Genomic DNA, 25,013 nt, shown 5'->3' with positions numbered 1-25,013 from the left:
ACCTTCCGGTAACTCGAATGTCCGGTGTCGGATCGGGTGGACCCGGGTAGACTTCGGTTTTCGTGCCCGGCCCGATGCCCGGGTGCGTTCTTCTTGTGTACGTACCTCGGCGGGGTCGCATGTCCCTGCCGAGGGTGCGGACGCGACCGGCGAACAACAACGAGCGGGTGAGCACGGTGCCGACCGGCAAGGTGAAGTGGTACGACGTCGAGAAGGGCTTCGGCTTTCTCTCTCAAGACGACGGCGAGGACGTCTATGTCCGCTCGTCTGCCCTCCCCGCCGGGGTGGAAGCGCTCAAACCGGGCCAGCGGGTGGAGTTCGGGATGGCCGCGGGCCGTCGGGGCCCGCAGGCGTTGAGCCTGAAGCTGCTCGGCCCGGTGCCGTCGGTCCGCCAGGGCAAGGCGGTCGCAGCCAAGAAAGAGGCGGTGGCCAAGCGGCACACGCCGGACGAGCTGCACGGCATGGTCGAGGACATGATCACGTTGCTCGAAGCGACGGTGCAGCCGGACCTGCGCAAGGGCCGTTACCCGGACCGCAAGACGGCGCAGCGGATCTCCGAAGTGGTCCGGGCCGTGGCCCGCGAACTCGACATGTAAGCGACCCGCAGGTCAGGCGGTCTTGATCGACCAGACCGCACGGGCGATCGGCAGGCCGGCTCGGTCCACCGCCGCCGACGGGAGCTGGATCTCGACCCCGTTGAGCTGAAGGTCCCGGCTGGACTCCACGGTGACTGCGGTCGCCTCACCGGTTCGGTATTGCCGATCGGTGGTCACCACCGTGCCGTCCGCGCGCTGGTGCACGGTGATCAGATGCCAGGGTGCGGCGGCGATGGCGTCGGGCAGCGACAGCTGCAGCGGCTGACCGGCCGGCACCTCCAGATCGACGGTGGCGCCGGTGCTGCACGCGGTGAGATCGATGCTGCAGTATCGCAGCGGGGGCACGGTGTCCGCTCGACCGTAGGAGTATGCCGTGATCGTCGGCTCGGCCGGTGGCGCAGCGCGGACGAGCACGATCATCACGGCGCCGAACGCTACCGCCACGACGACGAGTAGAGCACCGAGGATGAAGGCAATCCGGCGGGTCCGGGGATGCAGGTTCACGTGGCAGGCTGTCCTGTCGGTCGATGGGTGACCCGCGTGCCGTGCCCGGCCGGCACCCCGGAATCGGTCCGGCTGCGATCGTCGTGCGGTGGCGGGTCGGCGTGCACCGGGCGGTTGCCGCCGAGTCCGGGTAGCAGGGATCGGCCGGAATAGCTCAGCGCGGTTTGCAGCAGGCCGAGTGCCAGCAGGCCGCCGATCGCGGTGAAACCGATCCAGTATTCGGTCGGCAGCAACACGCCGGCGGCGCCGCCGAGCACCCAGCTCAACTGCAACACGCTCTCCGAGCGGCCGAACCCGGAGGCGATCGATTCGGGCGGCAGATCATCCTGGATGGCCGCATCCAGCGAAACCTTGGCCAGGGCGCTGGCGCAGGAGGCGATCAGGGCGGCAATCGCGGCGCCCAGCAGATTGTCGGTGATCGCGGCCACGACGGTCACCACCGTTGCCGCGACGGTGCACTGCAGCACCACCAGCGTCGGGCGGCGGAACGCCAGCCGCGCACCGCTCGCGTTGCCGGAGAAGTTACCGATCGCCGCGGCCGCGCCGACCACTCCGAGCATCGATGCCTGGGCGACCGGATCGTGCTCGGTGCGCGATTTCGCCACGAAGGCGACGAACAGCGTGAGGAAGCCGGTCAGTATTCGGATCGTGCTGTTGCCCCACAGTCCGGTGACCACAGCCCGGCCCAACGGCTGGCGCCGACTCGGACGGGTACGGCGCCGGTAGGTGATCGTGGTAGGTACCTCACCGGCGGTGATCTCCACCCAGGACGGGATGCGCAGGCTGAGGATCGCGCCACCGACCGCCAGCGCGGACAGGAACCACAGCACACCGGTCGAGCCGGCGAGCAACGCGATCGCGCCGGCCGTCGCGCCGGCACATATGGTCCCGCCGATCAGGCCGAATACGGTCAGCCGGGAATTTGTCCGAACCAGATCGATGTCCGGTGGCAGCACTCGCGGCGTGACCGCACTCTTGAGTACCGAGAACGACTTGGACAGCACCATCATGGCCAGGGCCACCGGATACAGGCCCCAACCGTTGAAGTTGAAGATCAACAAGACGGCCAGCGCAGCGCGCAAGCCGAACGAGGCAGCCAGGGCGACGCGGCGACCGTGCTGCAGCCGGTCCAACATCGGCCCGATCAGCGGCGCGACCACCGCGAACGGCGCGATGGTGATCAACAGGTACAGCGCGACCTTGGTGCGGCTTTCCGACGTGGCCGCGGAGAAGAACAAGGTGTTCGCCAGTGCGACGCCGAGTGCCGCATCCACCGCGAAGTTGAGCATCGTGACGTAGATCAATGCGGTGAGTCCGGACTTGTCGGCGCCGTTCGCCGAGGCCGCCCGATGGAAGACGGCGAGGCCGCGCCCGGTCAGCTGACGACTCCGCATCGCGACCACCCGGGTGACGGTGATCTTGCGGGGCAGCTGTGGCCGGTCGTCCGGCTCCGGCGCGTCCGACACCGGGTGTAGCGGCGGCAGCGGGGTGCGCCGGGTCGGGGTGTGCGCGGGCGGCTGCAGCGGTGGTACGTCATGCAGCCGGCTCGGCCGGTGATGGCTCGGTGGGTAATTCTGGTATCCGGGATGGTGCGCCCCGGCGTTCGATGGCTCCGGTGGCTCGCTCACGACGTCAATTCTCGCCCATCGAGTGGGTCTTGTGCAGGCCACCCACGCCGGGTCATCGCTCGAACCGAACCTCGAACATGCGTGGCCAGAACTTTCCGGTGAGCAGGAATCGGTCCGTGCCCGGCACTTCGGCGATGCCGTTGAGCACGTCGTCGCCGGACGCCGCGGGCAGGCCCGCCCGGGCCCGCAACCCGGCGGCGTCGATCCGGGCCAGCACGGTGCCGCGGTCGGGATCGATCTGCAGGATCTCGTCGGTCGGGAAGACATTGGCATACACCGACCCGTCCGCCGCGCAATCCAACTCGTTGAGCTGCGTGCCCGGCGCCGTGGCCACCGTCACCGTGCCGACCGGGGTGAACGCGGCCGGGTCGCGGAAGGTCAGCGTCGTGCTGCCGTCGCTCATCACCAGCCGATCGCCCTGGGCGCACAGTCCCCAGCCTTCGCCGGTGTAGCCGACCCGACGGCGTTCGACCAGGGTGTCCGGGTCGCGCTCGATCGCGACCTGGTCCCGCCAGGTGAGCTGCCAGAGCGCGGTGTCGGTGACCGCGATGCCCTCACCGAACCAGCCGGCGGGCAGCTCGGCACGGGCCAGCTCGACGCCGGACGCGTAGTCGGTCATTCGGACCTGTGACCGGCCGACCAGTCCGGTGCTCTCGTAGAGCCGGTTCCCGACGAAGGTCAAGCCTTCGGTGAACGCCGCCGGGTCGTGCGGCCGGTCGGACACCGGCACGGCCCGCAGCCGGTCGGTGGGGGAGCCGGCCGGAGTGCAGCTCACGGCGGTGGCCGCCAGCAAGGCCGACAGCAATCTGACCGCACGCATATCCCTCACCCTGCCACGCCGCGCACAGTTCGCCCCCAGCGGTCATCTCCGGCAAGATGGTCACGTGACTGTAACTACTTCGTCGCCGGTCGTCCCGACGCGTCCGGACCCGGCTGCCGCCGTCGAGACCGCTCGCGCGGCCCTGGCCGAGCTGGGCGAGACCGCTGTCGGTGCGCACCTGGGTGTGACGGTCGAGGACGAGTGTGCGGTCACCCACCGGTTCGCTGCCACGTTGCCGGGCTACCACGGTTGGCAATGGGCGGTGGTGCTGGCGGCCGTGCCCGACGCCGACCGGGTCACCGTGAGCGAATCGGCGTTGTTGCCGGGTCCGGAGGCGCTGACTGCGCCGGAGTGGGTGCCGTGGGACCAGCGGGTTCGGCCCGGCGACCTGACGCCCGGCGATCTGCTCGCGCCCGCCGCGGACGATCTGCGCCTGACGCCGGGCTTCACCGGCACCGGGGACCCGGCGATCGACGATGTCGTCGCCGAACTCGGTTTGGGCCGGACCTGGGTGCTCAGCCGGGACGGCCGGCTCGACGCCGCGCAACGTTGGTACGACGGCGAGTTCGGGCCGGCAGCGGAGATGTCCCGGTCGGCGACGGCGCGATGCGTCGATTGCGGGTTCTATCTCGCCTTGTCCGGCGCGTTGCACGACGAGTTCGGTGTCTGCACCAACGAGTACGCCGCCGACGGGCGAGTGGTAAGCGCCGGCTACGGCTGTGGCGCGCACTCGGACACGGTGATCCCGCCGACGCCCGGGCTGCCCGACTTCGGTCCGTACGACGACGGCTCGGTGGAGCTGGTCGATCCGGCCGCCCGCGTCGAGGAGGTCTCGTCGCGGTAGCGGACCCGTTCGACACCGCAGCCCTTCGCGAATCGATCCTGGCCGCGTGGCGTAGCTCGCCCACCCGGCTGCGCGAGGACGCGGCTACCGAAGCCGATCTGATCCGGTCCGGCTACCGGGATCGGGCGTTCACCGAGCTGACGCAGAATGCCGCCGACGCCGCGAATCGGGCCGGCGTGCCCGGCCGGCTGTCGGTCCGGGTCGTCGGACGCGCACTGCACCTGGCCAACACCGGTGCGCCGCTGGATCGGGCCGGAGTCGAGGCGTTGACCGCGTTGCGCGTGTCCGGCAAGGATTCGTCGGCGGACGACCGTGCGGTCGGCACGGTGGGCCGGTTCGGCGTCGGGTTCACCGCGGTCCGCACGCTGTCCGACGAGATCGAGATCCGGTCCAGATCCGGCTCGGTGCAGTTTTCCGCCGATCGCACCCGGTCGGTGCTCGTCGATCGGGGGATCGCTGCCCCGGTCGACCCGGCGGTGCTGCGGCTGGCCTGGCCGGTCGAGGCCGAACCGGTCGGTGGCGATACCGAGGTGATCCTGCGGCTCCGGCCGGACGTCGACGTGGCCGACCTGCTCGACCGAATGCGCGCCGAAGCCGTCGAGCTGCTGTTGGAACTGCCGGCGTTGGTCCGGATCGAGATCGCCGGCGTCGGATTCGAGCGGACCGTGACCGAACTCGGTGACGGTCGAGCGTTGGTCACGATCGGCGATCGGTCGTGGTGGCAGTACCGGGCCGGACCGGCGCGTTGGCTGCTCCCGGTGCGCGAGGGGCGACCGGTGCCGGCGCCGCCCGATGTGCTGCGCGCGCCGACCCGGTCGGACGAGCAGCTGTCCTTGCCCGCGTTGCTGATCGCGCCGGCGCAGTTGCAGCCGGACCGGCGCCGACTGCTCCCCGGCGCTCGGCTCGACGACGCGGTGGTGCGCGCTTACCCGGCGTTTGCTCGAACCTTGCCGCCGGCCGAGCGGCTGGTGTTGGTTCCGGCGCCGGGCTTCCCGCGGAGCGAGTTGGACGGGGTGCTGCACGACCAGCTGCTGGCCGAGCTCCGCGGACAGCCCTGGCTACCGGTACTCACCGAGCCCGGCGGGTCACGCGCCCCGGCCGTGCTGGCGCCGGCCCGGGCCACGGTTTTTCCCGGTCTGACGACCGCCCTGGCCGCGGTGCTGGCCGAGGTCAGTGCTGCCTTGGTGATCCCCGACCTGTCGGGCTCGGCCGCGGCGGCCGAGCTGACCCGGCTGGGGGTACGCCGACTCGGCCTCGCCGACCTGGCCGAGTCGGTCGCCGGGGTGCAGCGGCCACCGGCGTGGTGGGCTCGGCTGTACGCCGCGCTGGAGCCGTTCGTCGTCGATCGTGCGGCCGCCGCCGAGCTCGGTGCGTTGCCGGTGCCGCTGGCCGACGGCCGGTTGGTCACCGGCCCCCGCACCACACTGTTGCTCACCGAGCTCGGCGACGCGGGCGCGGGCACCGGGGTGAGCTGGGCCCGGGTGGTGCACCCGGACGCAGCCGACCCGTTACTGGCCCGGCTGGGTGCGCGCGCGGCGACCGCGGCCGAGTTGCTGGCCGAACCGGAACTGCTCGCCCTGCTCGATGCCGGTGCGCCGGCGCCGGCGACGGTGACCGCGGTGCTCCGGTTGGCCGAGACCGTGACCGACCCGGCCGACCTGCCCGCCCAGCTGGGTCTGCTGCCGCTGCCCGACGACACCGGTGCGCTGCGCGCGGCCGACGAGTTGTTGCTCCCGGGCGCTCCGCTGGCGTCCTTGCTGGTCGCCGATGCACCGTTCGGCACCGTCGCGGCCGACCTGGTCGAGCAGGTAGGGGCACGGGCGCTGCGCGCGGTCGGCGTCGGCTGGGGGTTCACCGTGCTGCGGGCCGCCGATCCGATCGGCCCCGATCCGGAGCTCGACGACGCCGAGCTCTGGTGGGAAAGCTTGGCCGAGGACCCGCCGGAACTGGTGGCAGTGCGTGACCTGGACCTGGTGGCCGACGGTGCCTGGGCTGCCGCCCTCGGTTTGCTCGCCGCCGAGCCGGCCACCCGGCCCCTGTTGGCCGACCCGGTCGGGTACACCGGTTGGTGGCTGCGCCGGCATGTCCGGCTGGCCGGGGTGCCGCTCGCGCGGCTGCGCCGGCCGGCCGACCCGTCGTTCGCCGGGCTGTTGGACGAATGCACCCACCCGGACGCGGCGGCCTTCGCCGGGTTGCTGGCCGATCCGGAGCGGATCGACGCCGATCTGGCGCAGGCACTCGTGGACGCGCTGGGCGATCCCGGCCGCAGCCCGGACCCGGCCACCGTCGTCGACGTCCATCGGCGGCTCGCCGGGGCGGTGACCGCCGGTCGGCTCGACCCGGAGTCGGTCCGGTTGCCGAATCTGGTGCGGGCGGTCACCGGTGCCGTCGCCGAGCCGGATGTCGCGGTGGTGGTGGACCGACCCTGGCTGGCCGCGGCGATTCCGGCGGACCGCCTGGTGGTGGGCGAGCCGCGCACCGCCACCGCGCTGGCGGCGCTACTCGACCTCCCCGTGGCCTCGGACCGGATACACGGCCGGGTGGCGTCGGTGGGGCGGCCCGGTGCGTGGGCCGCAGCTCCGGCCGCGGTGCTGGCCCAGGTGTTCTTCGGCATCGACGGCGGTGAGGTCGTCGTGATTCACGAGAAGCTGACGGTCCGGCTCACCGGGGACGTGTCCGGTGAGGTCGCGGTGGGGTGGTGGGTCACCGACGACGGCGTCGTCCATCTGCAGGACTGGCTGGCCGGTCACCTGGATTGACGTGGCGCGCGGTGTGACCCTAACGTCGCGGACGTGGTACGGCTGAGCGTCGAAGAACGACGCGCTCACCTGGTCGAGGCGGCTATCGGGCTCGCCGAGAGCAGAGGTGTGGCGGCGGTCACGACGCGGGAGGTCGCGCACGCGGCCGGGGTGTCGCTCGGGGTCGTGCATTACTGCTTCGAGAACAAGGACGCCCTGATGACGGCGTTGGTGACGGCTCTGTCGGCGCGGCTGCGCGAGGTGGTGCGCGCCGCGAGCACCGATCCGGCCGAGGTCGGCACCGGGATACCCGCGCTGCGCGGGGCGATCCGCGCCGGGCTGACGCAGCTGTGGCGCGACATCACGGCCGCCCGCAGCCGCCAACTGCTCGGATTCGAGACCGTCACCTGGGAGCTGCGGGTGACCGGCGACGCGCTGGACCGGTCGTCGCTCGCCCGGGAGCAGTACGCGACGAACGGCGTTGCGCTGGCGCAGCTGCTCGATCGGCTGGCCGCTTCCAGCGGGACCAGCTTCACTCTGCCGGTCGCCACACTGAGCCGTTCGGTCTCGGCCATGCTGGACGGTCTGGTCTTGCGCTGGCTGGTGGACGGGGACGCGACAGCGGCGGCCGAGCAGTTGGATCTGCTGGCCGACACGCTCGCCGGGCTCGCCCGGCAGAGCTGAATCGCACGGTGCTGAATCGCACGGTGCTGAATCGCAGGTATCGCCAGCAGCCGGCGAACAGTTCAGGACAGCCCGGTTTGGGCGGTCTTGGCGCCGCGCCGCGCCGCGGCCCGTTGCACCGAGAAAATGGTGTAGCCGAGTAGGCCCACCGCCAGCCCCATCAAACAGACCGGGCGGGCCTCGGCCCAGCGTGCTCCGGACAGCCAGACCACCGCGGTGGCGATCAGCCAGGCGACGGTGCCGACCGCCAGCACCGGCAGCGGATCGGTGAACCGGGCCGGGATGTCGGGGACCGACCTGCGGTCCGGATCGCCGATGAAGTCGGTCACGACCCCCAGGCTACCGGCGCTCGGTCATGTCGTGATTAGATCGGCTGGCTAACGTACCTTCCCGTATCGTCGGTTTATGACGACAGCACCGGACCTTCGCTCGCTGGCGAGCGAGCTGTCCCTCTCGGTGGTCCGGCTCACCAGACACCTGCGCGGTCGTCGGACGGACGCGACGGTGTCGCTCACCCAGCTGTCGGCGATGGCGACGCTGAGTCGGGACGGCGCGATGACCCCGGGCGCGCTGGCGGCCAAGGAGCGGGTGCAACCGCCGTCGATGACCAGGGTGATCGCCGCGTTGGACGACCGTGGTCTGGTCGATCGGCGACCGCATCCCAGCGACGGCCGGCAGATCATCGTCTCGCTCAGCGAGGCCGGGCACCGGTTGATCGCCGACGAGATGAGCGCGCGGGACGCCTGGCTGGCCGAGCAGTTGGCCGCGCTGCCCGAGATGCAGCTGCGGGTGCTTCAGGACGCTGTCGTGATCATGAACGAGATTGTCGCCGAATCGGATTGACCCCACCGGGGTAGTCCGACCGCTCGCCGGTCGCTACGATCTCGCGGCCGAGCGGCATCAGCGATACCGGGATCAGCTTGAGATTGGCCCAGCCGAACGGAATTCCGATGATCGACAAGAACAAGGGAACGCTGGTCAGGATGTGCCCGAGGGCCAGCCACCAGCCCGCAACCAGCAGCCACAGCACGTTACCGAGCAGCGACGGCGCGCCCGCGTCCGGCCGGACCACGGTGGTGCGGCCGAACGGCCACAGCACGTAGCCGGCGATCCGCCAGGACGCGATGCCGAACGGGATGGTCACGATCAGCACAAAGCAGACCAGTCCGGCGACGAAGTAGGCCAACGCCATCCAGATCCCACAGCAGATCAGCCAGAGGATGTTCAGCAGAATCCCGACGAGCTTCATCACTCCACGCTACCGATGCGGCGACGCCGGTCGGCGAGTTTCCGGCAGGATGGCCGAGTGGCCGACGTGATCGATATCGACGATCCGGCCGATCCGCGGCTGGACCGGTTTCGCGACCTCGCAGTGGCGGACCGCCGGCCGGATCTGCCGGTCGGGCGAGGCATCGTGCTCGCCGAGGGGGCGTTGGTGGTGCGGCGGATGCTCGCATCCCGCTTCACCCCGATCGCCCTGCTCGGGGTGGAGCGTCGGCGGGCCGAACTGGCCGCGGACCTCGACGCGATCCCGGCACCGTTCTATCGGGCGACAGCGCCGGTCATGGCGCAGGTGGTCGGGTTTCACCTCAATCGTGGAGTGTTGGCCGCCGCGCCGCGACCGCCGGAGCTGCCGCTCGATCAGGTCCTCGCCGGCGCGGCGACCGTCGCGGTACTGGAGGGAGTCAACGATCACGAGAACCTGGGTGCGATGTTCCGCAACGCTGCCGGACTCGGCGTCGACGCGGTGTTGCTGGGCCCGCGGTGCGCCGACCCGCTCTACCGGCGTTCGGTCCGGGTCTCGATGGGGTATGTGCTCCGGGTGCCGTTCGCCCGGATAGCCGATACCCGGTCCGATGCGTCGTGGCCGGTCGAGCTGGACCGGTTGCGTGAGCGTGGTTTCCGATTGGTGGCGCTTACCCCGCGGCCGACCGCACGGCCGTTGCCGGCGGCGGTGCAGGCGGATCGGGTGGCCTTGCTGTTCGGTGCGGAGGGACCGGGACTGAGCGACGAGGCCATGCGCGCGGCCGATGTATCCGCGCGGATTCCGATGCCGCCGGACGTCGACTCGTTGAACGTGGCCACCGCCGCGGCGTTGGCCTTCTACGAACGGCTGCGGGGCTCGGGATGAGGCCGGCCACGATCGGCAGAGATTCCGGCCGGCCGACGCCGTGGGGTACCGGTCTCCTGGTCGCCGCGTTGTGCGCGGCGTTGACCACAGTTGCCCTGGTCGCCTTCGGGACCGCGCTGGCGGCGGTGAGCCCGGTGCTCACGGTGCTGGTGAATCTGGTCGCGGTCGGTGGTATGGCACCCACGTTGCTGCGCTGGCGGTCGGCCCCGGTGGCTCGCTGGGTGATCTACGGCATCGGAGCCGGGGTGGTGCTGGGTTGGTTCGGGCTGTCGGTGGCGGCGCTGGCCGGTCGATAACCACCGGTTCGCTCAGCGCGCGCTCGGGCGGCGCTGAAAGAACCGGCGCAGCCCCCGCCGGGGGGCGCGGCGGTCGGCCGCCGCGGAACTCGTCGGCACCGCCGCCCGATCGCCGGGTGGTTCGGCCGTGGGTCGGTCCGCCGTCCCGGCCGGGGCCACGCCGAGCGGTTGCAGAGTGAACGCCCAGAGCGCGATCGTGCCGAGGTCCAGGGGGTCGCCGGGGCCGTAGCCGAAACCGAGCCAGTACTGGTTCGCGGCATCGGCGAACAACGCCGGGTCGAACGGCAGCCACTGCGGGTCGGGTAGCTCGCCGAGATCCGCGACGATCGGGTGCCGGCCCGACCAGTACGGCAGTTCCCAGGACTGGGGCAGGCCGGCGTCTTCGTGGATATGTACCCGGGTGGCGCTGAACGAGCGGCGCAGCGTCTGCTCTTCCCAGATGGCAAACCCGCCCCAGGCATGTTGTGGATCGGTGGCGATCAGCACCGTGCGGTCCGCAAGCGCCGGATAGACGTAGCGGTCGGCCAACTCGCTGGGGTGTGGGGTGGTCAACTCGCGGGCACATACCACGGTGAGGCCGGCGTAGACCCCGACGAGGATCTCGTCCGGGCCCAAGCTGACCTGATCGGCCAGCGTCGCCGACTCCGGTCCGGCCACGTCGTAGCCCGGAAAGAGCTGGCGAGCAAACGCCTGCGCTGCATTGCGGTCCGGGACCGGATAAGCGCGGAGTACGACGGACGGGTCCGGCGTCTCGACGTACCACACTGTCGAAACAGTCGTGCCCAACACATGTCCTCTCGCCCCGGTCGCTCGACAGCCTAACGGAATCGATACCGGTGCGACATACTTCGACGGCGCGAGCGGTTGTCGCGCAGGGGCGTTCGGCGGGCTACGGGTTAGTTACCGGAGCTGCGCACGCCGAGCAGAACGTCTTCCCACGAGGGCACGGGCGGCTTGCCGCGCTTGTCCCGGGTGCCGGAACCGGCGCGTTCCGGCGCTGCGTTCGGCTCCGGTTCCGGGTGGATGGCCGGCTGCACGGACTCGCCGTAGTCCAGCGTCGGCTGTTCGCGCGGGTCCGTCGCGGGTGCCTCGGCGGTGGCCTTCGGCGTATCCGGGATGCTGGCCAAGCCGCGTAGCGGCCGACCGAAGTCGGGGTCGATCAGCGCGTTCGCCGGATCGTCGAGTGCGGTGAGCGAGCCACCGTGGGCGTCGGGCTGGAATCGCCAGTGCGCGGAGATCACCGAACGTCCGGCGGTCCATTGCAACTGTGCGATCCAGTGCCCGGCGTCGTCCTTCCAGGCGTCCCAGGTGGCGGTTTCCAGGTCGTGGCCACGCTCCCGGAACGCGGTGGTGATCACCTCGGCGAGGGTCTGTACCGACGGCCCGTTCGGCAACAGCGGGTGGCCCTGTTGGGCGAGGTCGGCGGCCCGGGAACGCTCGAGCAGGACCGGGTAGGCGAACTTCTCCACCTTGACCGCGGACATACCGGACTCGGCGGCTACCTGCTCGACGGACGCACCGGCCCGGATCCGAGCCTGGATTTCGCGCGGGCGTAGCGTGCTTTCCATTTCGATCTCGATCTGTCCGAGGCGGGCAAGGTCTCCGCGGGTAGCGGCGCGCAGCTTCTCGTCGGCGGGCAACCGGAACTTCTGGCCGGACTCGGTGTCGACACAGATGATGTGCTTGGCGTCGGGCGCAAGTCCCACTACCCGTAGCTCTCGCACTGTGTCTCTCCCTCCGGGGAATATTTCCCCCTTCGAGCCGGGCGGTGTCGCGCTGAGTCTCGCCGACCGCATGATTGCACCGCCCTGCCCGGCGACCCTAGCCGATCGATCGGTCGCGGTGTGGGAGGCGCGCGCTCATCCGAGCTGTTCGACCACCCAGTCGACACAGCGGGTCAGCTGGGTCACGTCGTTCGGCTCGACCGCCGGGAACATGCCGATCCGCAGCTGGTTGCGACCCAGCTTGCGGTACGGCTCGGTATCGACGACACCGTTCGCCCGCAGCGTCTTCGCCACCGCCGCGGCGTCCACGGTCTCGGCGAAGTCGATGGTGCCGACCACCTGCGAGCGGTGCGCCGGGTCGGCGACGAACGGGGTCGCGAACTCGCTGGCTTCGGCCCACGAGTAGAGCCGGGCCGACGAGTCGGCGGTGCGGGCGACCGCCCAGTCGAGCCCGCCGCGGGCCAGGAGCCACTCGATCTGGTCCGCCAGCAGCAGCAGGGTGGCCACTGCCGGGGTGTTGTAGGTCTGGTCCTTGGTGCTGTTGTCCAGCGCGATCGGCAACGACAGGAAGTCCGGGGTCCAGCGCCCGGTGGCCTTGATCTCGGCGATCCGGTCCACCGCCGCCGGGCTGAGCACCGCGATCCACAGCCCGCCGTCGGCGGCGAAACCTTTCTGCGGCGCGAAGTAGTAGACGTCGGCGTCGGCGATGTCCACCGGCAGCCCACCCGCACCGGAGGTGGCGTCGATGGTGATCAGGGCGTGCTCGGACCCGGCCGGGCGGGTCACCGGCACGCTGACCCCGGTCGAGGTCTCGTTGTGCGCCCACGCGATCAGGTCGGCGGCCGGGTCGGCGGTCGGCTCCGGGGCCGACCCGGGGTCGGCGCTGATCACGATCGGCGCACCGATGAACGGGTTGTGCTCGGTGACCGCGGCGAACTTGGCGCTGAACTCGCCGTAGGTGAGGTGCAGCGACCGCTCCCGGACCAGCCCGAAGGCCGCGGCGTCCCAGAATGCGGTGCTGCCACCGTTGCCGAGCATCACCTCGTAACCGTCGGGCAGGGTGAACAGCTCGCGGAGCCCACCGCGGATCCGGCCGACCACGTCCTTGACCGGACGCTGCCGGTGGCTGGTGCCGAACACCGAGGCCCCGACATCCACCAGCGACTGCAACTGTTCGGGCCGCACCTTGGACGGTCCGCAGCCGAAACGGCCGTCGGCGGGCAGGAGGTCGACGGGGATGGTCGGGGTGCTGGTCGGCGCGGTCATGGCGTTCAGGCTAGTGCCGGGACCGACCGGCGTCGGTGCGCGGGTTCCGAAGCCCCCGTTGGGTCAGAAGGCGGCGGTGGGCTCGTCGCCGCTGCCGGGCCTGATCCGGGCCTTTATCTTGCCGACCGCACCGATCAGGCGGCGAGCGCCGGGGGACAGCGGCGGGCTGAGCACAGCGTGTTTGCGGACGTGCTCGGGGATGTGCCAGATCGACCAGGTGCCGGCGTAGAAGATCGCCGAATCGCCCGGACGCAGTAGCACCGGGGGTCCGTCGCCGGACTGCACCTCGACCTCGCCGCTGATGATGCACACCGTCTCGTCCACGCTGAAGTACCAGCGGAACCGGCCCGCCGTGCACTCCCAGATGTAGTTGCCCGCGCGACCGTCGGTCGATCCGGCCCACTGGGTGACCCGGGCTTGCGGGTTGCCGTCCAGAATCCATGCGGGCTCGATCGGTGCATCGGCCAGGCCGGCGTCGGCGCCGAGTGTGGTGGTGACCAAGTCAAGATCGATTGTCTGCATCGGCCGAGCCTATCCAGGCTTTCAGTGGGTTTCGCTGGGCAATTCGAGGATGTTTTGGTTTTGCTGGCGGATCTGCGACCAACCTGCGACGTCGGCAGGCTTGCGTGGGCCCGGTCCGGTGTACAGCGCGGCGGGCCGGACCAGCTTGCCGAGCTGTTTCTGCTCCAGGATGTGCGCGCACCAGCCGGCGGTGCGCCCGCAGGTGAACATCGCCGGCATCATGTGGGCCGGCACTTCGGCGAAGTCCAGGATGACCGCCGCCCAGAATTCGACGTTGGTCTCGATCGCCCGGTCCGGCCGCCGCTCGCGCAGCTCGGCCAGAGCCGCCTGTTCCAGCGCCGCGGCCACCTCGTATCGCGGTGCATCGAGTCGGCGAGCGGTGTCCCGCAGCACCCGGGCCCGCGGGTCCTGCGCCCGATACACCCGGTGACCGAAGCCCATCAGCTTTTCCTTGCGGTCCAGGATGCCGCGGACCAGGCCGCGGGCGTCGCCGGTGCGCTCCACTTCCTCGATCATCGGCAGCACCCGGGCCGGAGCGCCGCCGTGCAACGGTCCGGACATCGCGCCGATCGCGCCGGACAGCGCCGCCGCCACGTCCGCGCCGGTCGAGGCGATCACCCGGGCGGTGAAGGTCGACGCGTTCAGGCCGTGTTCGGCCGCAGACACCCAGTAGGCGTCGATCGCTTCGACATGTCGTGGGTCCGGCTCGCCCTGCCAGCGGGTCATGAACCGGGCGGTCACCGTGGCGCATTCGTCGATCACCCGCTGCGGTACGGCCGGCTGGTGAATTCCCCGAGCCGATTGCGCCACGTAGGACAGCGCCATCACCGACGCACGGGCCAGCTGCTCCCGCGCGGTGTGGTCGTCGATGTCGAGCAGCGGCCGGTAGCCCCAGATCGGCGCGAGCATCGCCAGCGCAGCCTGCACGTCCACCCGTACGTCGCCGGTGTGCACCGGCAGCGGAAACGGCTCGGCCGGCGGCAGTCCGTCGCCGAACCGGCCGTCCACCAGCAGCGCCCAGACGTCACCGAAGGTCACCCGCTCGGCGACCAGATCCTCGATATCCACGCCGCGGTACCGCAGCGCGCCGCCGTCCTTGTCCGGTTCGGCAATCTCGGTGGTGAACGCGACCACGCCGGCCAGTCCGGCGACGAACGCCGGGGGAAACTCCGGCGGGGTGATCACATTCTGCGGGGCAACCGGAGCAGTCATCGGGCGTCTCCATCATCGTGCGTCCCCCGTCGTGAACAGAGGGTGCGCTGGCCGTCGATCTGCACGATAGTCCCGGACCGGATCGGGGTACCGTCGGGCCGGTGTCCGACGATCGCCCTGCCGCAGACCCCCTCGACCTGGGCCGGATGCGGGCCGAGTACGGCGGTGCCGACAAGTTGACCCAGTACGGCGGTGCCGACAAGTTGAACCAGTACGGCGGTGCCGACGAGCTGACCGAGGATTCGCCGGCCGCCGGATGGGTGCCGCTGCTGCAGTCGTGGCTGGCAGATGCGCGGGCCGCGGCGGTCGCGGAACCGAATGCGATGGTGCTCGGCACGGTCGACGCCGCCGGGCATCCGGCCACCCGCACCGTGCTCTGCAAAGGCCTGGAGCCCGACGGCATCGTCTTCTTCACCAACTACGGCTCGGACAAGGCTCGGCACCTGTCCGGCAACCCCTACGCATCGGCCACCTTCGCCTGGCCGGCGATCGGCCGGCAGGTGACGTTGCGCGGGCCGACCGAGCGGGTGCGGCCGGCGGAGATCGCCGACTACTGGCGAATCCGGCCACGCGGCGCCCAGCTCGGTGCGTGGGCGTCGGCCCAGTCGCGGCCGATCGGCTCCCGGGCCGAGCTGGACCGGCTGCTCGACGCGGCGGCGGCCCGGTTCGGTGATACCGAGCCGATCCCGATACCCGAGGAATGGGGCGGTTTCCGGTTGCGGCCGGACACCGTCGAGTTCTGGCAGGGGCAGGTGAACCGGCTGCACAACCGGATCCGGCTCACCCGCGGCAGCGCCGGCTGGAGTGCGCAGCGACTCCAGCCGTGACCGGGCCGCGTCCGGCGGCTCGGCGGATGCTCGCCGACACCACACCGCTGCGGTACCCGGCCTTCCGCCGGTTGTGGGCGACCAACATCGTCACCGTGATCGGCGGCCAGCTCAGCGTGGTCGCGGTGCCGCAGCAGGTGTTCGAGATCACCCGCAGCTCCGGCTATGTCGGTCTCACCGGCGCCTTCGCGCTGATCCCGCTGATCGTGTTCGGTCTGTGGGGTGGCGCGTTGGCCGACGTGCTCGATCGGCGGCGGCTGCTGTTGGGCACCGGAGCCGGGCTGGGCGTGACCTCGCTGGCGCTGTGGGCGCAGGCCGCCGCCGGTCTGGACAACGTCTGGCTGGTGCTCGGTCTGCTCGCGGTGCAGCAGTCGTTCTTCGCGGTGAACCAGCCGACGCGCAGCGCGGTGCTGCCCCGGCTGCTGCCCGGTGAGCAACTGGCGGCGGCGAATTCGCTGAGCATGACGGTCATGCAGTTCGGTGCCATCGCCGGGCCGGTGCTCGCCGGCATCCTGATTCCGGTGATCGGCTTGTCCACCTTGTATCTGCTGGACGCGATCGCGCTGCTGGCAACGCTGTGGGCGGTCTGGCGGCTGCCGCCCTTGCCGCCGTCCGGCACCGTCGGGCGGGCCGGATTGCGCGCGGTGTGGGCCGGCTTCGCCTACCTCGCCACCCAGCGAATCTTGTTGGCGTCGTTCGTGGTCGATCTGATCGCGATGGTGTTCGGAATGCCGCGGGCGCTGTTTCCGCAGATCGCGCACCAGACCTTCGGTGATCCGGCGGCCGGTGGCCCGGCCTTGGGTCTGCTGTTCGCGGCGATGTCGGTCGGTGCGGTGGTCGGCGGGGTCTTCTCCGGTTGGGTGCCCCGGGTGCGGCGGCAGGGCCTGGCGGTCGTGGTGTGCGTCGGGCTCTGGGGCGTGGCGATGATCGGTTTCGGGGTCGCGGTCGGTGCGGCGTCCGGCCGATCGGGGATCGGCTCGCTGTTGTTCTGGATCGCGTTGGCCTGTTTGGCTTTCGGTGGTGGGGTGGACATGATCTCGGCCGCCTACCGGCAGGCGATGCTGTTGCAGGTGGCCACCGACGAGATGCGCGGTCGACTGCAAGGCGTGTTCATCGTGGTGGTGGCGGGCGGTCCGCGAATCGGGGATGTCGCCCACGGCGCGGCTGCGGCGAGCGTGGGAACCGCGGTGACTGCAGCCGGGGGTGGGGTGTTGGTGATACTCGGGGTGCTGGTCGCCGCCGTCGCCTTCCCGGCGTTCGTGCGGTATCGGGTCGACCGGACCGGTGGCAACGGACCGGCACAGCTTGCCTGACAAACCTGAACCGCTACGACAGACTTGATGCCATGGCCGAGCCAGCGATGCCAGCAACCGATGTCGCCCGATGTTATCCGATAACGTACGGCAGCTATCGAGCCGAGGTGGTCGCAACCGGTGCGGGTTTACGCTCGTTCGAGCGGGACCTGTCCGGGCGGCCATGGCAATTGACCGAGAGCTGGCCGGCGGGGACCAAACCGCCGCTGTCCGCGGGCCTGGTGCTCGCTCCGTGGCCGAACCGGATCGCCGACGGCCGTTTCTATTTCGACGGGATCGACCACGAGCTCGAGCTCACCGAACCGGCCCGGCACAACGCCAGCCACGGACTGGTCCGGCGCCGGGAGTGGACGTTGGTCGAGCACACCGAACATCGGGTGGCCCAGTCGATCGACGTCGGTTTGCACAAGGGCTGGCCGTACCCGATGCGGCTGAGCGTCACCCACGATCTCGGCGCGGACGGGCTCACCGTCACCCACACGGCGACCAATACCGGGACGGTTCCGGCGCCGTACGGTTTGGGAATCCACAGCTTTGTCCGGGCCGGCGACGCCCCGCTGGACGAATGCACCCTCGTGCTGCCGGCCGGGGTGCGGCTGCCGACCGATCCGGAGCGGATGCTGCCGGTCGGCCCGCCGGTTCCGGTACGCGGGACCGAGTTCGATTTCGGTACCGCCAGGTCGCTGCGCGGGGTCTGGCTGGACACCCCGTTCAGCTCGTTGGGGTACGACTTCGACGGCCGGGCCCGAACGGTGCTCCAGCCACCCGACGGGCCGGCCACGGTGCTCTGGATCGACGCCGATTTCCGTTGGCTGCAGGTGTTCACCGCGGACCCGGCGCATGATCAGGCCTATCCCGATCGTGGGCGCGCGCTCGCCGTCGAGCCGATGACCTGCCCGCCGGACGCGTTCAACTCCGGCATCGACCAGATCGTGTTGGCGCCCGGCCAGACCTGGAGTGCGCAGTGGGGCATGACCAGCCTGGCCGGCTGACCGCCCGGATCACCGTCTGCGGCGAGGGGTTGATCGACCTGGTGCCGCGGGGCGACGACCTGCTGTCCGCGTTGCCCGGGGGCGGTCCGTTCAACGTCGCGGTGGCACTCGGCCGGCTGGGTGCCGAGGTGGGCCTGCTGTCCCGGCTGTCCACCGACCCGCTCGGCGAGCGGCTGCTGCGCCGACTGCGCGCGGCCGGCGTCCGCACCGACGCGATCCAGCGGGGCCCGGAACCCACCACGCTGGCACTGACCTCGTTGGATGCCGCGGGCGCGGCCGATTACACGTTCTATGCCGGCGGCACCGCGGATCGGCTGGTGGTCGATCCGGGCGCACCGGCCGCGACCGTGCGGGCACTGTCGTTCGGCACGTTGTCGCTGGTCTTCGAGCCGGGTGCGACGGTGTACGAGGCGGTGTTGCGCCGGGCGCACGCAACCGGTCGGTTGGTGCTGCTCGACCCGAACGTGCGACCCGGCGCGATCGCCGACCCGGCCCGGTACCGGGAACGGTTCGCCGACCGGCTCCCGGCGGTGGACGTACTGAAGGTGTCCACCGACGACCTGGCGTGGCTCGGCGGGGACCCGGCGGATTGGCTCGCGGCCGGGGTGGGGGCGGTGCTGCTGACCCAGGGCGGGGCGGGCCTCACCGTGTTGTCGTCGGCCGGTCGAATAGCGGTGCCGGCCGTGCCGGTCGTCGTCGCGGACACCATCGGTGCGGGCGATACCGTGCACGCTGCGCTGCTGTTCTGGCTGGACCGGCGGGGTGCGCTGGACCCGGCGGCGGTGCGGGCGCTGACCGCCGCGGACTGGGCGCAAGCGCTCCGGTTTGCGGCTCGAGCGGCGGCGGTGACGGTTTCTCGACCCGGTGCCGACCCTCCTTGGGCGGATGAGCTCGGCTGCGACTAGCGTCACGGCCAACAGTCGTGAACCGAGAGGGATTCGTCGTGTCCGTCGAGAATCAGCCCACGCTCGCCTACCCGGGCGGCGAGTACCCGATGTCGATCGCGAAGGCGACCGAGGGGAACGATGGGATCGAGCTTGGCAAACTGCTGGCTAACACCGGTTACACGACCTACGACCCGGGTTTCGTGAACACCGCGTCGACCAAGTCGGCGATCACCTACATCGACGGCGACGCCGGCATCCTGCGGTACCGGGGTTACCCGATCGAGCAGCTGGCCCAGCGGTCGACCTTCATCGAGGTCAGCTATCTGCTGATCTACGGTGAGCTGCCGACCCCGAGCCAGTTGGAGGACTTCACCGACCGGATTCGTCGGCACACGCTGCTGCACGAGGATCTCAAGCACTTCTTCGACGGGTTCCCGCGCAACGCCCACCCGATGCCGGTGCTGTCGAGCGTGACCAACGCGCTGTCGGCCTACTACGAGGACTCGCTGGACCTGCACGATCAGGCTCAGGTAGAGCTGTCCACCGTGCGGTTGCTGGCCAAGTTGCCGACGATCGCCGCCTATGCCTACAAGAAGTCGGTCGGTCAGCCGTTCCTCTACCCCGACAACTCGCTCGGGTTGGTGGAGAACTTCCTCCGGATGACCTTCGGTCTGCCGGCCGAGCCGTACGAGGTCGACCCGGAGCTGGCTGCGGCGCTGGATATGTTGCTGATCCTGCACGCCGACCACGAGCAGAACTGTTCCACCTCCACCGTCCGGCTGGTCGGCTCGTCCGAGGCGAACTTGTTCACGTCGGTATCCGGCGGGATCAATGCGCTCTGGGGGCCGTTGCACGGCGGTGCCAATCAGGCCGTCTTGGAGATGCTGGAGCGGATCCGGGCCGACGGCGGCGATGCGGAGAAGTTCATGCGCCGGGTCAAGAATCGCGAGGACGGGGTCCGGCTGATGGGCTTCGGGCACCGGGTCTACAAGAATTACGACCCGCGGGCTGCGATCGTGAAGAAAACGGCCGATGCGGTGTTGAGCCGGCTCGGTGGCGACGATCAGCTGCTCGAGATCGCCAAGACGGTGGAGGAGCGGGCGCTCACCGACGACTACTTCACCGAGCGCAAGCTGTACCCGAACGTCGATTTCTACACCGGGGTGATCTACCGCGCGATGGGCTTCCCGACCCGGATGTTCACCGTCCTGTTCGCGATGGGCCGGCTGCCCGGATGGATCGCGCACTGGCGGGAACTGCATCAGGAGCCGGTCCGGATCGGCCGCCCGCGGCAGGTGTACACCGGCTACAGCGAACGCGAATACCTCGACCTGGCCAGTCGCTGACCTGCGCCGAGCCGCGCAGCCCGTTCCCGAACCACCGAGTACATTCCCCGTCGAAGAGGAATCGGAGACCGCGATGACGGACCTGACCAAGCCCGAGATCGATTTTCCGGTAGGCCCCGCGCCGACCGAGTTGGTCGTCGAAGACCTGCGGATCGGTGACGGAGCCGAGGCGGTGCCCGACGGTGCCGTCGAGGTGCATTACGTCGGGGTCGAGTACGACACCGGTGCCGAGTTTGATTCGTCCTGGAGCCGGGGCGAATCGATCCAGTTCCCGTTGCGCGGGTTGATCCGCGGTTGGCAGGAGGGGATTCCGGGGATGCGAGTGGGTGGTCGGCGGCAGTTGACCATTCCGCCCGAGTTGGCGTACGGACCGGCCGGGTCCGCGAATCGGCTCTCCGGCAAGACCTTGATCTTCGTCATCGACCTGCTCGACGTCGGCTGAGCCGATTGGTGGGTGCCGTCGGCTGAGCCGATTGGTGGGTGCCGTCGGCTGAGCCGATTGGTGGGTGCCGTCGGCTGAGCCGATTGGCCCCTCTGCGCCTCGATCGGCGCGATTTGTGCGCGTATCGCACTCGTGTGGCATGCCCGCGGGTGCGATACGTCGCTTTTTTGCAGCTTCGCGGTTGCCGGCGTTCCGCCGTCCCGTGCGAGGCTGTGCTATTCGAGGCGCTGCCGACGCGAGCCTCGTGTCTTGCGCGAGGGTTCGGTTGTTGTTCGGGCCCGATCGGGCCCGCTCTGTTTGGTGACGGTTCGGCCCGACCGGCGTGTCGGCGCAGTACCGGCCGTCCGGTCCGGGCGAAGATGATCTTCAGTTGGGGGAGCACGTCGTTGCCGGCTTCCGGGTCCGGCATTCGGCTACTCGGCGGTAATTGGTCGGTAGTTATCGAATCGATGCCGGCCGGTGGCTGGGGGCATGTCAATGCGTCCAGCTCCGATATACTTGTCCGGAAACTCTGAACCCGTCGTGCCGGGGTACTGCCACCCGTCTGGAATACCCGAAGTCGGCATGATTACCGAAGTCGCTACAGGCCATCGAGGGCGAGGTCAGTTGAAAGTGAGTCGCGAATGACCGCTGCTGTACCGCGCAAGCGGTTCGGAATCAGCGATTGGCGCCTCGGCTGGAAGGTCGTCGCGGTGATCGCGGTGCCGCTGATCCTCATGCTCGTTTTCGGCGGCCTGCAGATCTGGTCGCAGCTGGATCGATCGCGCCAGCTGGCTGCGGCTTCGGCCGCAGCTGCGGCGATCCCGGCGACCGCAGACCTCGATGCCGCTGCCGAGGCGGTGGCCGCTGCCCAGGCAAGTGGGACGTTCGCCGATACCGAGTTCGACGAGCTGGGGCGGCAGATCGGCAACGCGCAGACGCTGCTGGACGGGGGTGCGCTCACCGCCGACTCGGCGGCCGCACTGCGGGTGGTGGTGGACCGGGCGAAACAGATTCAGGCGGCCGGACGGACGCCGGCGAGCTCGTTGACCAGCTTGGCCGACACCGTCCGTGACCTGCAGAGTCAGGCGGTGCGTGCGGTACAGGCGGCCATCCCGGACGAGCCGGCGGCGGCTACCCCCGGTCGAACGGTCACCGACGCGCTCGCGCTGCGGCAGTCGTCCTTCGCGACCACCATCGCGACCTTGGAATTGTCCCGGGATCCGCGGCTGTCGCCCGATCCGGCGCTGGTGGCCATCGGCGGCGAGCGCGCGCTGCTGGCCAAGCTTGCCGGTGATCTGCCCGCCGGTGATCCGGTGATCGCCGACCTGACCCGCGGGGTGGACGAGCGGGCGCAGCTGATCGACCAAGGCGCATCGAGCCGTAGCTATTCGGTGTCCGACCTGGCGGATTCGGCCCGCGCCGGGGTCGCCTTGTCCAGTCGGGTGGTGAACGACGCCACCCGGCAGATCACCACCGATGTGGACGACCGGGCGGTCGCGGCCCGACGTGGCCTGATAGTTGCCGCTGGATTGTTGTCGGTCGGACTGTTGCTGGCTGTGTTGCTGGCGGTGGTGTTCGCGCGGGCGATGACCCGCCCGCTGCGCCGCCTGCGGGACGCTGCACGCAACCTGGCCGAGCACGAACTGCCGGCTGCGATCGACCGGATCAAGGTCGGGGAGAACGCCGAGAACATCACTCGCGAACCGATGCCGATCGACACCGGCGACGACGTCGGCGGCGTTGCTCGCGCGGTGGACGATATCCACGATCAGACCTTACGGTTGGCCGGCGAGCAGGCCAGCCTGCGACTGCAGGTCAACGACATGTTCGAGACGTTGGCTCGACGCTCCAAGTCGCTGGTCGATCATCAGCTCCGGCTGATCGAAGCGATGGAGTTCGAGGAGAAGGACCCGAAGCTGCTGGAACGATTGTTCCGGCTCGATCATCTGGCCGCTCGGATGCGGCGCAACGGGGACAACCTGTTGATCCTCGCCGGCACCCGGGTGCGTCGGGCGAAGACGGCGCCGGTGGAGATCGGCGACGTGCTCCGGGCGGCGATCTCCGAGGTGGAGGACTACCAGCGGGTCAAGCTGAACGCGACGCCGCGCGGCCTGCTCATCGAGCCGGCCGCCACCGACGTCGCGCATCTGGTGGCCGAGTTGCTGGACAATGCGCTGCGGGCGTCGCCGCCGGAAACCGACGTGCGCTTCAGCTTCGCCCAGGCCAACGACCAGGGCTTGCTGGTCGAGGTGGCCGACCGGGGGATCGGCATCCCGCCGGAGGAGATGCAGCGGATCAACGAGAAGCTGGCGACGGCGGCCGAAGTGGGGCCGAACACGGCTCGGCAGATGGGTTTGTTCGTCGTCAGTCGACTGGCCGACCGGCACGGCGTCGGGGTTCGGATGCGGCCGACCTTCGCGACCGCGCGCGATCCCGGGGTCACGGTGACGGTGCACATCCCGCGCCGGCTGATCATTCCGCCGGGCACCGTGCAGGGACAGGTCAGCCCGCACGCCTCGCCGCGGCACGCGACCGGGCCACAGCAGGTGGTGGATCCGAGCGCCGCCGCGCCGGCCACCGGCGGCATGCCGGTGCCGGTGATGATGCAGCCGGCCACCTCGGCCATGGTGTCGCCGGTCGCACCGCCGACCGGACCGATGACGACGCCGCCGACCGGACCGTCGCCGATGGTTCCGGCGGCGCCGGCCGAACCGCCGCGGCCCGCAGCTGCGCAAGCTCCGGCGCAGCCGCAACCGACGCCGCCCATGCCGCCACGTGGTCCCGAGCCGATGACCGGGCCGACGGCTCCGTTGTCCCGGCCGTCGCCGGTGGTCACGCCGACGCGCCCGTCCGGAACTCCGGCGCTGGCTCCGACCGGAGTTGCGCGGGCCAGCAACGGCAACCTCGTCGTGACGATGGGCAGCGACGATTCGACCTCGTCCGGCCTGACCTCGCAGCCCCCGGCGCCGCCGCGTGCCCCGCGCCCACCGGTTTCCGCACCGCCCGGGCCTGCCCCGGAACCGCGCGCGGAGCCGGTCGGTTACGGTTCCGCCGATCCGGCTGCCTCGGGTGCGGGTACCACGGAATCGTCGGTCGGCTACCCGGCACCGCCCACTCGGACGGCGTCCGGTCTGCCGAAGCGGGTCCCCGGCGGGACGATCGACATGATCCAGAACTCGCCGATCTTCTCGTTGCGCAGCGCCGGCCAACAGCCACCGACCGCGCCGATGCCGGCGCAGCACCAGCCGCCGACCGGTCCGATGCCCGCGCAGCGGCCGGTCTCGCCCCCGACCGGGCCGCCATCGCACGTCGGGCCGCCACCGCACGTCGGGCCGCCACCGCAGCGGGAGACCGGCTGGAACGGACGTCCCGCCGAGCCGTCGATTCCGCCCGGCCGGCACCGGAATCACGCCGATACGGCAAAGGCGGCGGCGTTCTTCCAGACTCGGCTGCGGCCCCCGCCGAACGCATTCCGTCGGGACGATCCACCGATTTTCGCCGATATGATGACGGCGTGGTTGGCCGATCCCACGGCGGAGTCGAGTGGGCCGCGCGGATTCGATTCGGCCGCCGACGAGGGCTGGCGCGTCGCGCAGTACGTCAGTGAGACACCGGTCGCGGAACGAACGTCGGTCGGGTTGCCGCAACGCACGCCGGGCCAACGACTGGTCCCGGGTTCGGCTCCGGCGGAACCGGCGCGCCCGTCCCGGAGCCGGTTGGATCCGGAGGCCATCCGGAACTCCCTGTCGAGCCATCAGCGCGGGGTCCGGGAAGGCCGTGCCTTCAACGCCGAGCAGGCCCGCGCCAGGACTGGCAAGCAAGACATAGGAGATAGATGAATCCCCATCAAGTCGCCGGGACGAATCGCCAGCTCGACTGGCTGATCTCGAACTTTGCCCAGGAAGTCGCCGGAGTCACCCACGCCGTACTGGTGTCGGCGGACGGCTTGCTGATGGCGGCGAGCGCGCAGCTTCCGTTGGATCGTGCCGAGCAGCTGTCGGCGGTGACCGCGGGTTTGGCCAGTTTGTCGGTCGGGGTGGCCAACCTGTTCGAGGGTGGCGTGGTGATGCAGTCCGTGGTCGAGATGGAGCGGGGGTATCTGCTGCTGATGGCGGTAGGTGACGGCTCACATCTGGCGGTGCTCACCAACACCTCGTGCGATATCGGCCAGGTCGGCTACGAGATGGCGCTCCTCGTGGACCGGGTTGGGATGGCAGTGGAAGCAGCTCCGCGGATTTCGTCCGGATCCTGAATCTGGG

General features: G+C 70.3%; 25 protein-coding genes. 15 read left to right on the top strand and 10 right to left on the bottom strand.

Annotated elements, in window-relative coordinates:
• Positions 1 to 176 precede the first annotated feature (176 nt).
• Positions 177 to 596, top strand: a complete 420-nt coding sequence (locus KV203_RS16330) for a cold-shock protein (RefSeq protein WP_174522071.1) — start codon at positions 177 to 179, stop codon at positions 594 to 596.
• Between the two features lie 12 nt (positions 597 to 608).
• Here the strand turns inward: KV203_RS16330 and KV203_RS16325 are convergent, their stop codons facing one another.
• Genes KV203_RS16325 through KV203_RS16315 form a run of 3 tightly spaced genes read right to left on the bottom strand, consistent with a single transcriptional unit; the run spans position 609 to position 3,548 of the window.
• Positions 609 to 1,100, bottom strand: a complete 492-nt coding sequence (locus KV203_RS16325; RefSeq protein WP_066472611.1) for a DUF2771 domain-containing protein — start codon at positions 1,098 to 1,100, stop codon at positions 609 to 611.
• Positions 1,097 to 2,728: an MFS transporter gene (locus KV203_RS16320; protein ID WP_157079881.1), complete on the bottom strand. Its 1,632-nt coding sequence runs from the start codon at positions 2,726 to 2,728 to the stop codon at positions 1,097 to 1,099. The genes KV203_RS16325 and KV203_RS16320 overlap by 4 nt, the downstream gene beginning before the upstream one ends.
• 52 nt (positions 2,729 to 2,780) lie before the next feature.
• The gene (locus KV203_RS16315) at positions 2,781 to 3,548 is read right to left on the bottom strand and encodes a glutaminyl-peptide cyclotransferase (protein WP_066472610.1); all 768 of its coding nucleotides are present in this window, start codon (positions 3,546 to 3,548) and stop codon (positions 2,781 to 2,783) included.
• A gap of 64 nt (positions 3,549 to 3,612) precedes the next feature.
• Here KV203_RS16315 and KV203_RS16310 point away from each other — a divergent pair, with 64 nt between their 5' ends.
• The 3 genes from KV203_RS16310 to KV203_RS16300 all read left to right on the top strand — a co-directional run bounded on the left by KV203_RS16310 (position 3,613) and on the right by KV203_RS16300 (position 7,814).
• Positions 3,613 to 4,392 carry a DUF3027 domain-containing protein gene (locus tag KV203_RS16310; protein ID WP_157079880.1) on the top strand — a complete coding sequence of 260 codons (780 nt, stop codon included), beginning with the start codon at positions 3,613 to 3,615 and terminating at the stop codon, positions 4,390 to 4,392.
• A 176-nt stretch (positions 4,393 to 4,568) separates the two neighbouring features.
• On the top strand, positions 4,569 to 7,151 hold the full coding sequence (locus KV203_RS16305; protein WP_066472609.1) for a hypothetical protein: 2,583 nt from the start codon (positions 4,569 to 4,571) through the stop codon (positions 7,149 to 7,151).
• A 33-nt stretch (positions 7,152 to 7,184) separates the two neighbouring features.
• Entirely contained in the window at positions 7,185 to 7,814 is a 630-nt protein-coding gene (locus KV203_RS16300) for a TetR/AcrR family transcriptional regulator (RefSeq protein ID WP_083530196.1), read from the top strand.
• Positions 7,815 to 7,876: 62 nt separating this feature from the next.
• Here the strand turns inward: KV203_RS16300 and KV203_RS16295 are convergent, their stop codons facing one another.
• Entirely contained in the window at positions 7,877 to 8,143 is a 267-nt protein-coding gene (locus KV203_RS16295; RefSeq protein ID WP_246600191.1) for a DUF2530 domain-containing protein, read from the bottom strand.
• A gap of 76 nt (positions 8,144 to 8,219) precedes the next feature.
• On the opposite strand from KV203_RS16295, the gene KV203_RS16290 reads away from it, so the two are divergent.
• Positions 8,220 to 8,657 (top strand): MarR family winged helix-turn-helix transcriptional regulator, encoded by a 438-nt coding sequence (locus tag KV203_RS16290; RefSeq protein ID WP_066472606.1) that lies wholly within the window; start codon positions 8,220 to 8,222, stop codon positions 8,655 to 8,657.
• On the opposite strand, the gene KV203_RS16285 is transcribed toward KV203_RS16290, so the two are convergent.
• Complete coding sequence (locus KV203_RS16285) at positions 8,626 to 9,063, bottom strand: YccF domain-containing protein (RefSeq protein WP_066472600.1); 438 nt, start codon at positions 9,061 to 9,063, stop codon at positions 8,626 to 8,628. The two genes, KV203_RS16290 and KV203_RS16285, sit on opposite strands and share 32 nt — an antisense overlap.
• Positions 9,064 to 9,078: 15 nt before the next feature.
• Here KV203_RS16285 and KV203_RS16280 point away from each other — a divergent pair, with 15 nt between their 5' ends.
• Both KV203_RS16280 and KV203_RS16275 read left to right on the top strand, forming a co-directional pair.
• Positions 9,079 to 9,945, top strand: coding sequence for a TrmH family RNA methyltransferase (locus tag KV203_RS16280; RefSeq protein WP_066472598.1), 867 nt, complete (start codon positions 9,079 to 9,081; stop codon positions 9,943 to 9,945).
• Positions 9,942 to 10,241, top strand: a complete 300-nt coding sequence (locus KV203_RS16275) for a DUF2537 domain-containing protein (protein ID WP_066472596.1) — start codon at positions 9,942 to 9,944, stop codon at positions 10,239 to 10,241. The genes KV203_RS16280 and KV203_RS16275 overlap by 4 nt, the downstream gene beginning before the upstream one ends.
• A 12-nt stretch (positions 10,242 to 10,253) precedes the next feature.
• Here the strand turns inward: KV203_RS16275 and KV203_RS16270 are convergent, their stop codons facing one another.
• The 5 genes from KV203_RS16270 to KV203_RS16250 form a co-directional block, all read right to left on the bottom strand.
• Positions 10,254 to 11,006, bottom strand: a complete 753-nt coding sequence (locus KV203_RS16270; RefSeq protein WP_066472593.1) for a DUF6928 family protein — start codon at positions 11,004 to 11,006, stop codon at positions 10,254 to 10,256.
• Between the two features lie 131 nt (positions 11,007 to 11,137).
• The gene (gene sepH, locus KV203_RS16265) at positions 11,138 to 11,965 is read right to left on the bottom strand and encodes a septation protein SepH (RefSeq protein ID WP_066472589.1); all 828 of its coding nucleotides are present in this window, start codon (positions 11,963 to 11,965) and stop codon (positions 11,138 to 11,140) included.
• A 135-nt stretch (positions 11,966 to 12,100) separates the two neighbouring features.
• On the bottom strand, positions 12,101 to 13,231 hold the full coding sequence (gene serC, locus KV203_RS16260) for a phosphoserine transaminase (RefSeq protein WP_066472586.1): 1,131 nt from the start codon (positions 13,229 to 13,231) through the stop codon (positions 12,101 to 12,103).
• Positions 13,232 to 13,294: 63 nt separating this feature from the next.
• On the bottom strand, positions 13,295 to 13,753 hold the full coding sequence (locus tag KV203_RS16255; RefSeq protein ID WP_157079878.1) for a cupin domain-containing protein: 459 nt from the start codon (positions 13,751 to 13,753) through the stop codon (positions 13,295 to 13,297).
• A gap of 21 nt (positions 13,754 to 13,774) precedes the next feature.
• Positions 13,775 to 14,965 (bottom strand): citrate synthase 2, encoded by a 1,191-nt coding sequence (locus KV203_RS16250; RefSeq protein WP_066472584.1) that lies wholly within the window; start codon positions 14,963 to 14,965, stop codon positions 13,775 to 13,777.
• A gap of 146 nt (positions 14,966 to 15,111) precedes the next feature.
• On the opposite strand from KV203_RS16250, the gene pdxH reads away from it, so the two are divergent.
• The 8 genes from pdxH to KV203_RS16210 all read left to right on the top strand — a co-directional run bounded on the left by pdxH (position 15,112) and on the right by KV203_RS16210 (position 25,006).
• A complete protein-coding gene (gene pdxH, locus KV203_RS16245; RefSeq protein ID WP_083530194.1) occupies positions 15,112 to 15,792 on the top strand; it encodes a pyridoxamine 5'-phosphate oxidase in 681 nt (226 codons plus the stop codon).
• Between the two features lie 26 nt (positions 15,793 to 15,818).
• Entirely contained in the window at positions 15,819 to 17,105 is a 1,287-nt protein-coding gene (locus KV203_RS16240; protein ID WP_066472704.1) for an MFS transporter, read from the top strand.
• Positions 17,106 to 17,137: 32 nt separating this feature from the next.
• A complete protein-coding gene (locus KV203_RS16235; RefSeq protein WP_066472582.1) occupies positions 17,138 to 18,097 on the top strand; it encodes an aldose 1-epimerase family protein in 960 nt (319 codons plus the stop codon).
• Positions 18,070 to 19,002 carry a PfkB family carbohydrate kinase gene (locus KV203_RS16230; protein ID WP_246600189.1) on the top strand — a complete coding sequence of 311 codons (933 nt, stop codon included), beginning with the start codon at positions 18,070 to 18,072 and terminating at the stop codon, positions 19,000 to 19,002. The genes KV203_RS16235 and KV203_RS16230 overlap by 28 nt, the downstream gene beginning before the upstream one ends.
• An 89-nt stretch (positions 19,003 to 19,091) precedes the next feature.
• A complete protein-coding gene (locus KV203_RS16225) occupies positions 19,092 to 20,330 on the top strand; it encodes a citrate synthase (RefSeq protein ID WP_066472700.1) in 1,239 nt (412 codons plus the stop codon).
• A gap of 73 nt (positions 20,331 to 20,403) precedes the next feature.
• Positions 20,404 to 20,772, top strand: coding sequence for an FKBP-type peptidyl-prolyl cis-trans isomerase (locus tag KV203_RS16220; RefSeq protein WP_066472580.1), 369 nt, complete (start codon positions 20,404 to 20,406; stop codon positions 20,770 to 20,772).
• A gap of 623 nt (positions 20,773 to 21,395) precedes the next feature.
• A complete protein-coding gene (locus KV203_RS16215) occupies positions 21,396 to 24,593 on the top strand; it encodes a sensor histidine kinase (RefSeq protein WP_066472577.1) in 3,198 nt (1,065 codons plus the stop codon).
• Positions 24,590 to 25,006 carry a roadblock/LC7 domain-containing protein gene (locus KV203_RS16210; RefSeq protein ID WP_066472575.1) on the top strand — a complete coding sequence of 139 codons (417 nt, stop codon included), beginning with the start codon at positions 24,590 to 24,592 and terminating at the stop codon, positions 25,004 to 25,006. Before KV203_RS16215 ends, KV203_RS16210 begins: the two co-directional genes overlap by 4 nt.
• The last annotated feature ends 7 nt before the right edge of the window (positions 25,007 to 25,013 follow it).

This window comes from Skermania piniformis (assembly GCF_019285775.1).
Taxonomy (GTDB): Bacteria; Actinomycetota; Actinomycetes; order Mycobacteriales; family Mycobacteriaceae; genus Skermania; species Skermania pinensis.
This window is presented reverse-complemented; position numbering and strand designations above follow the sequence as displayed.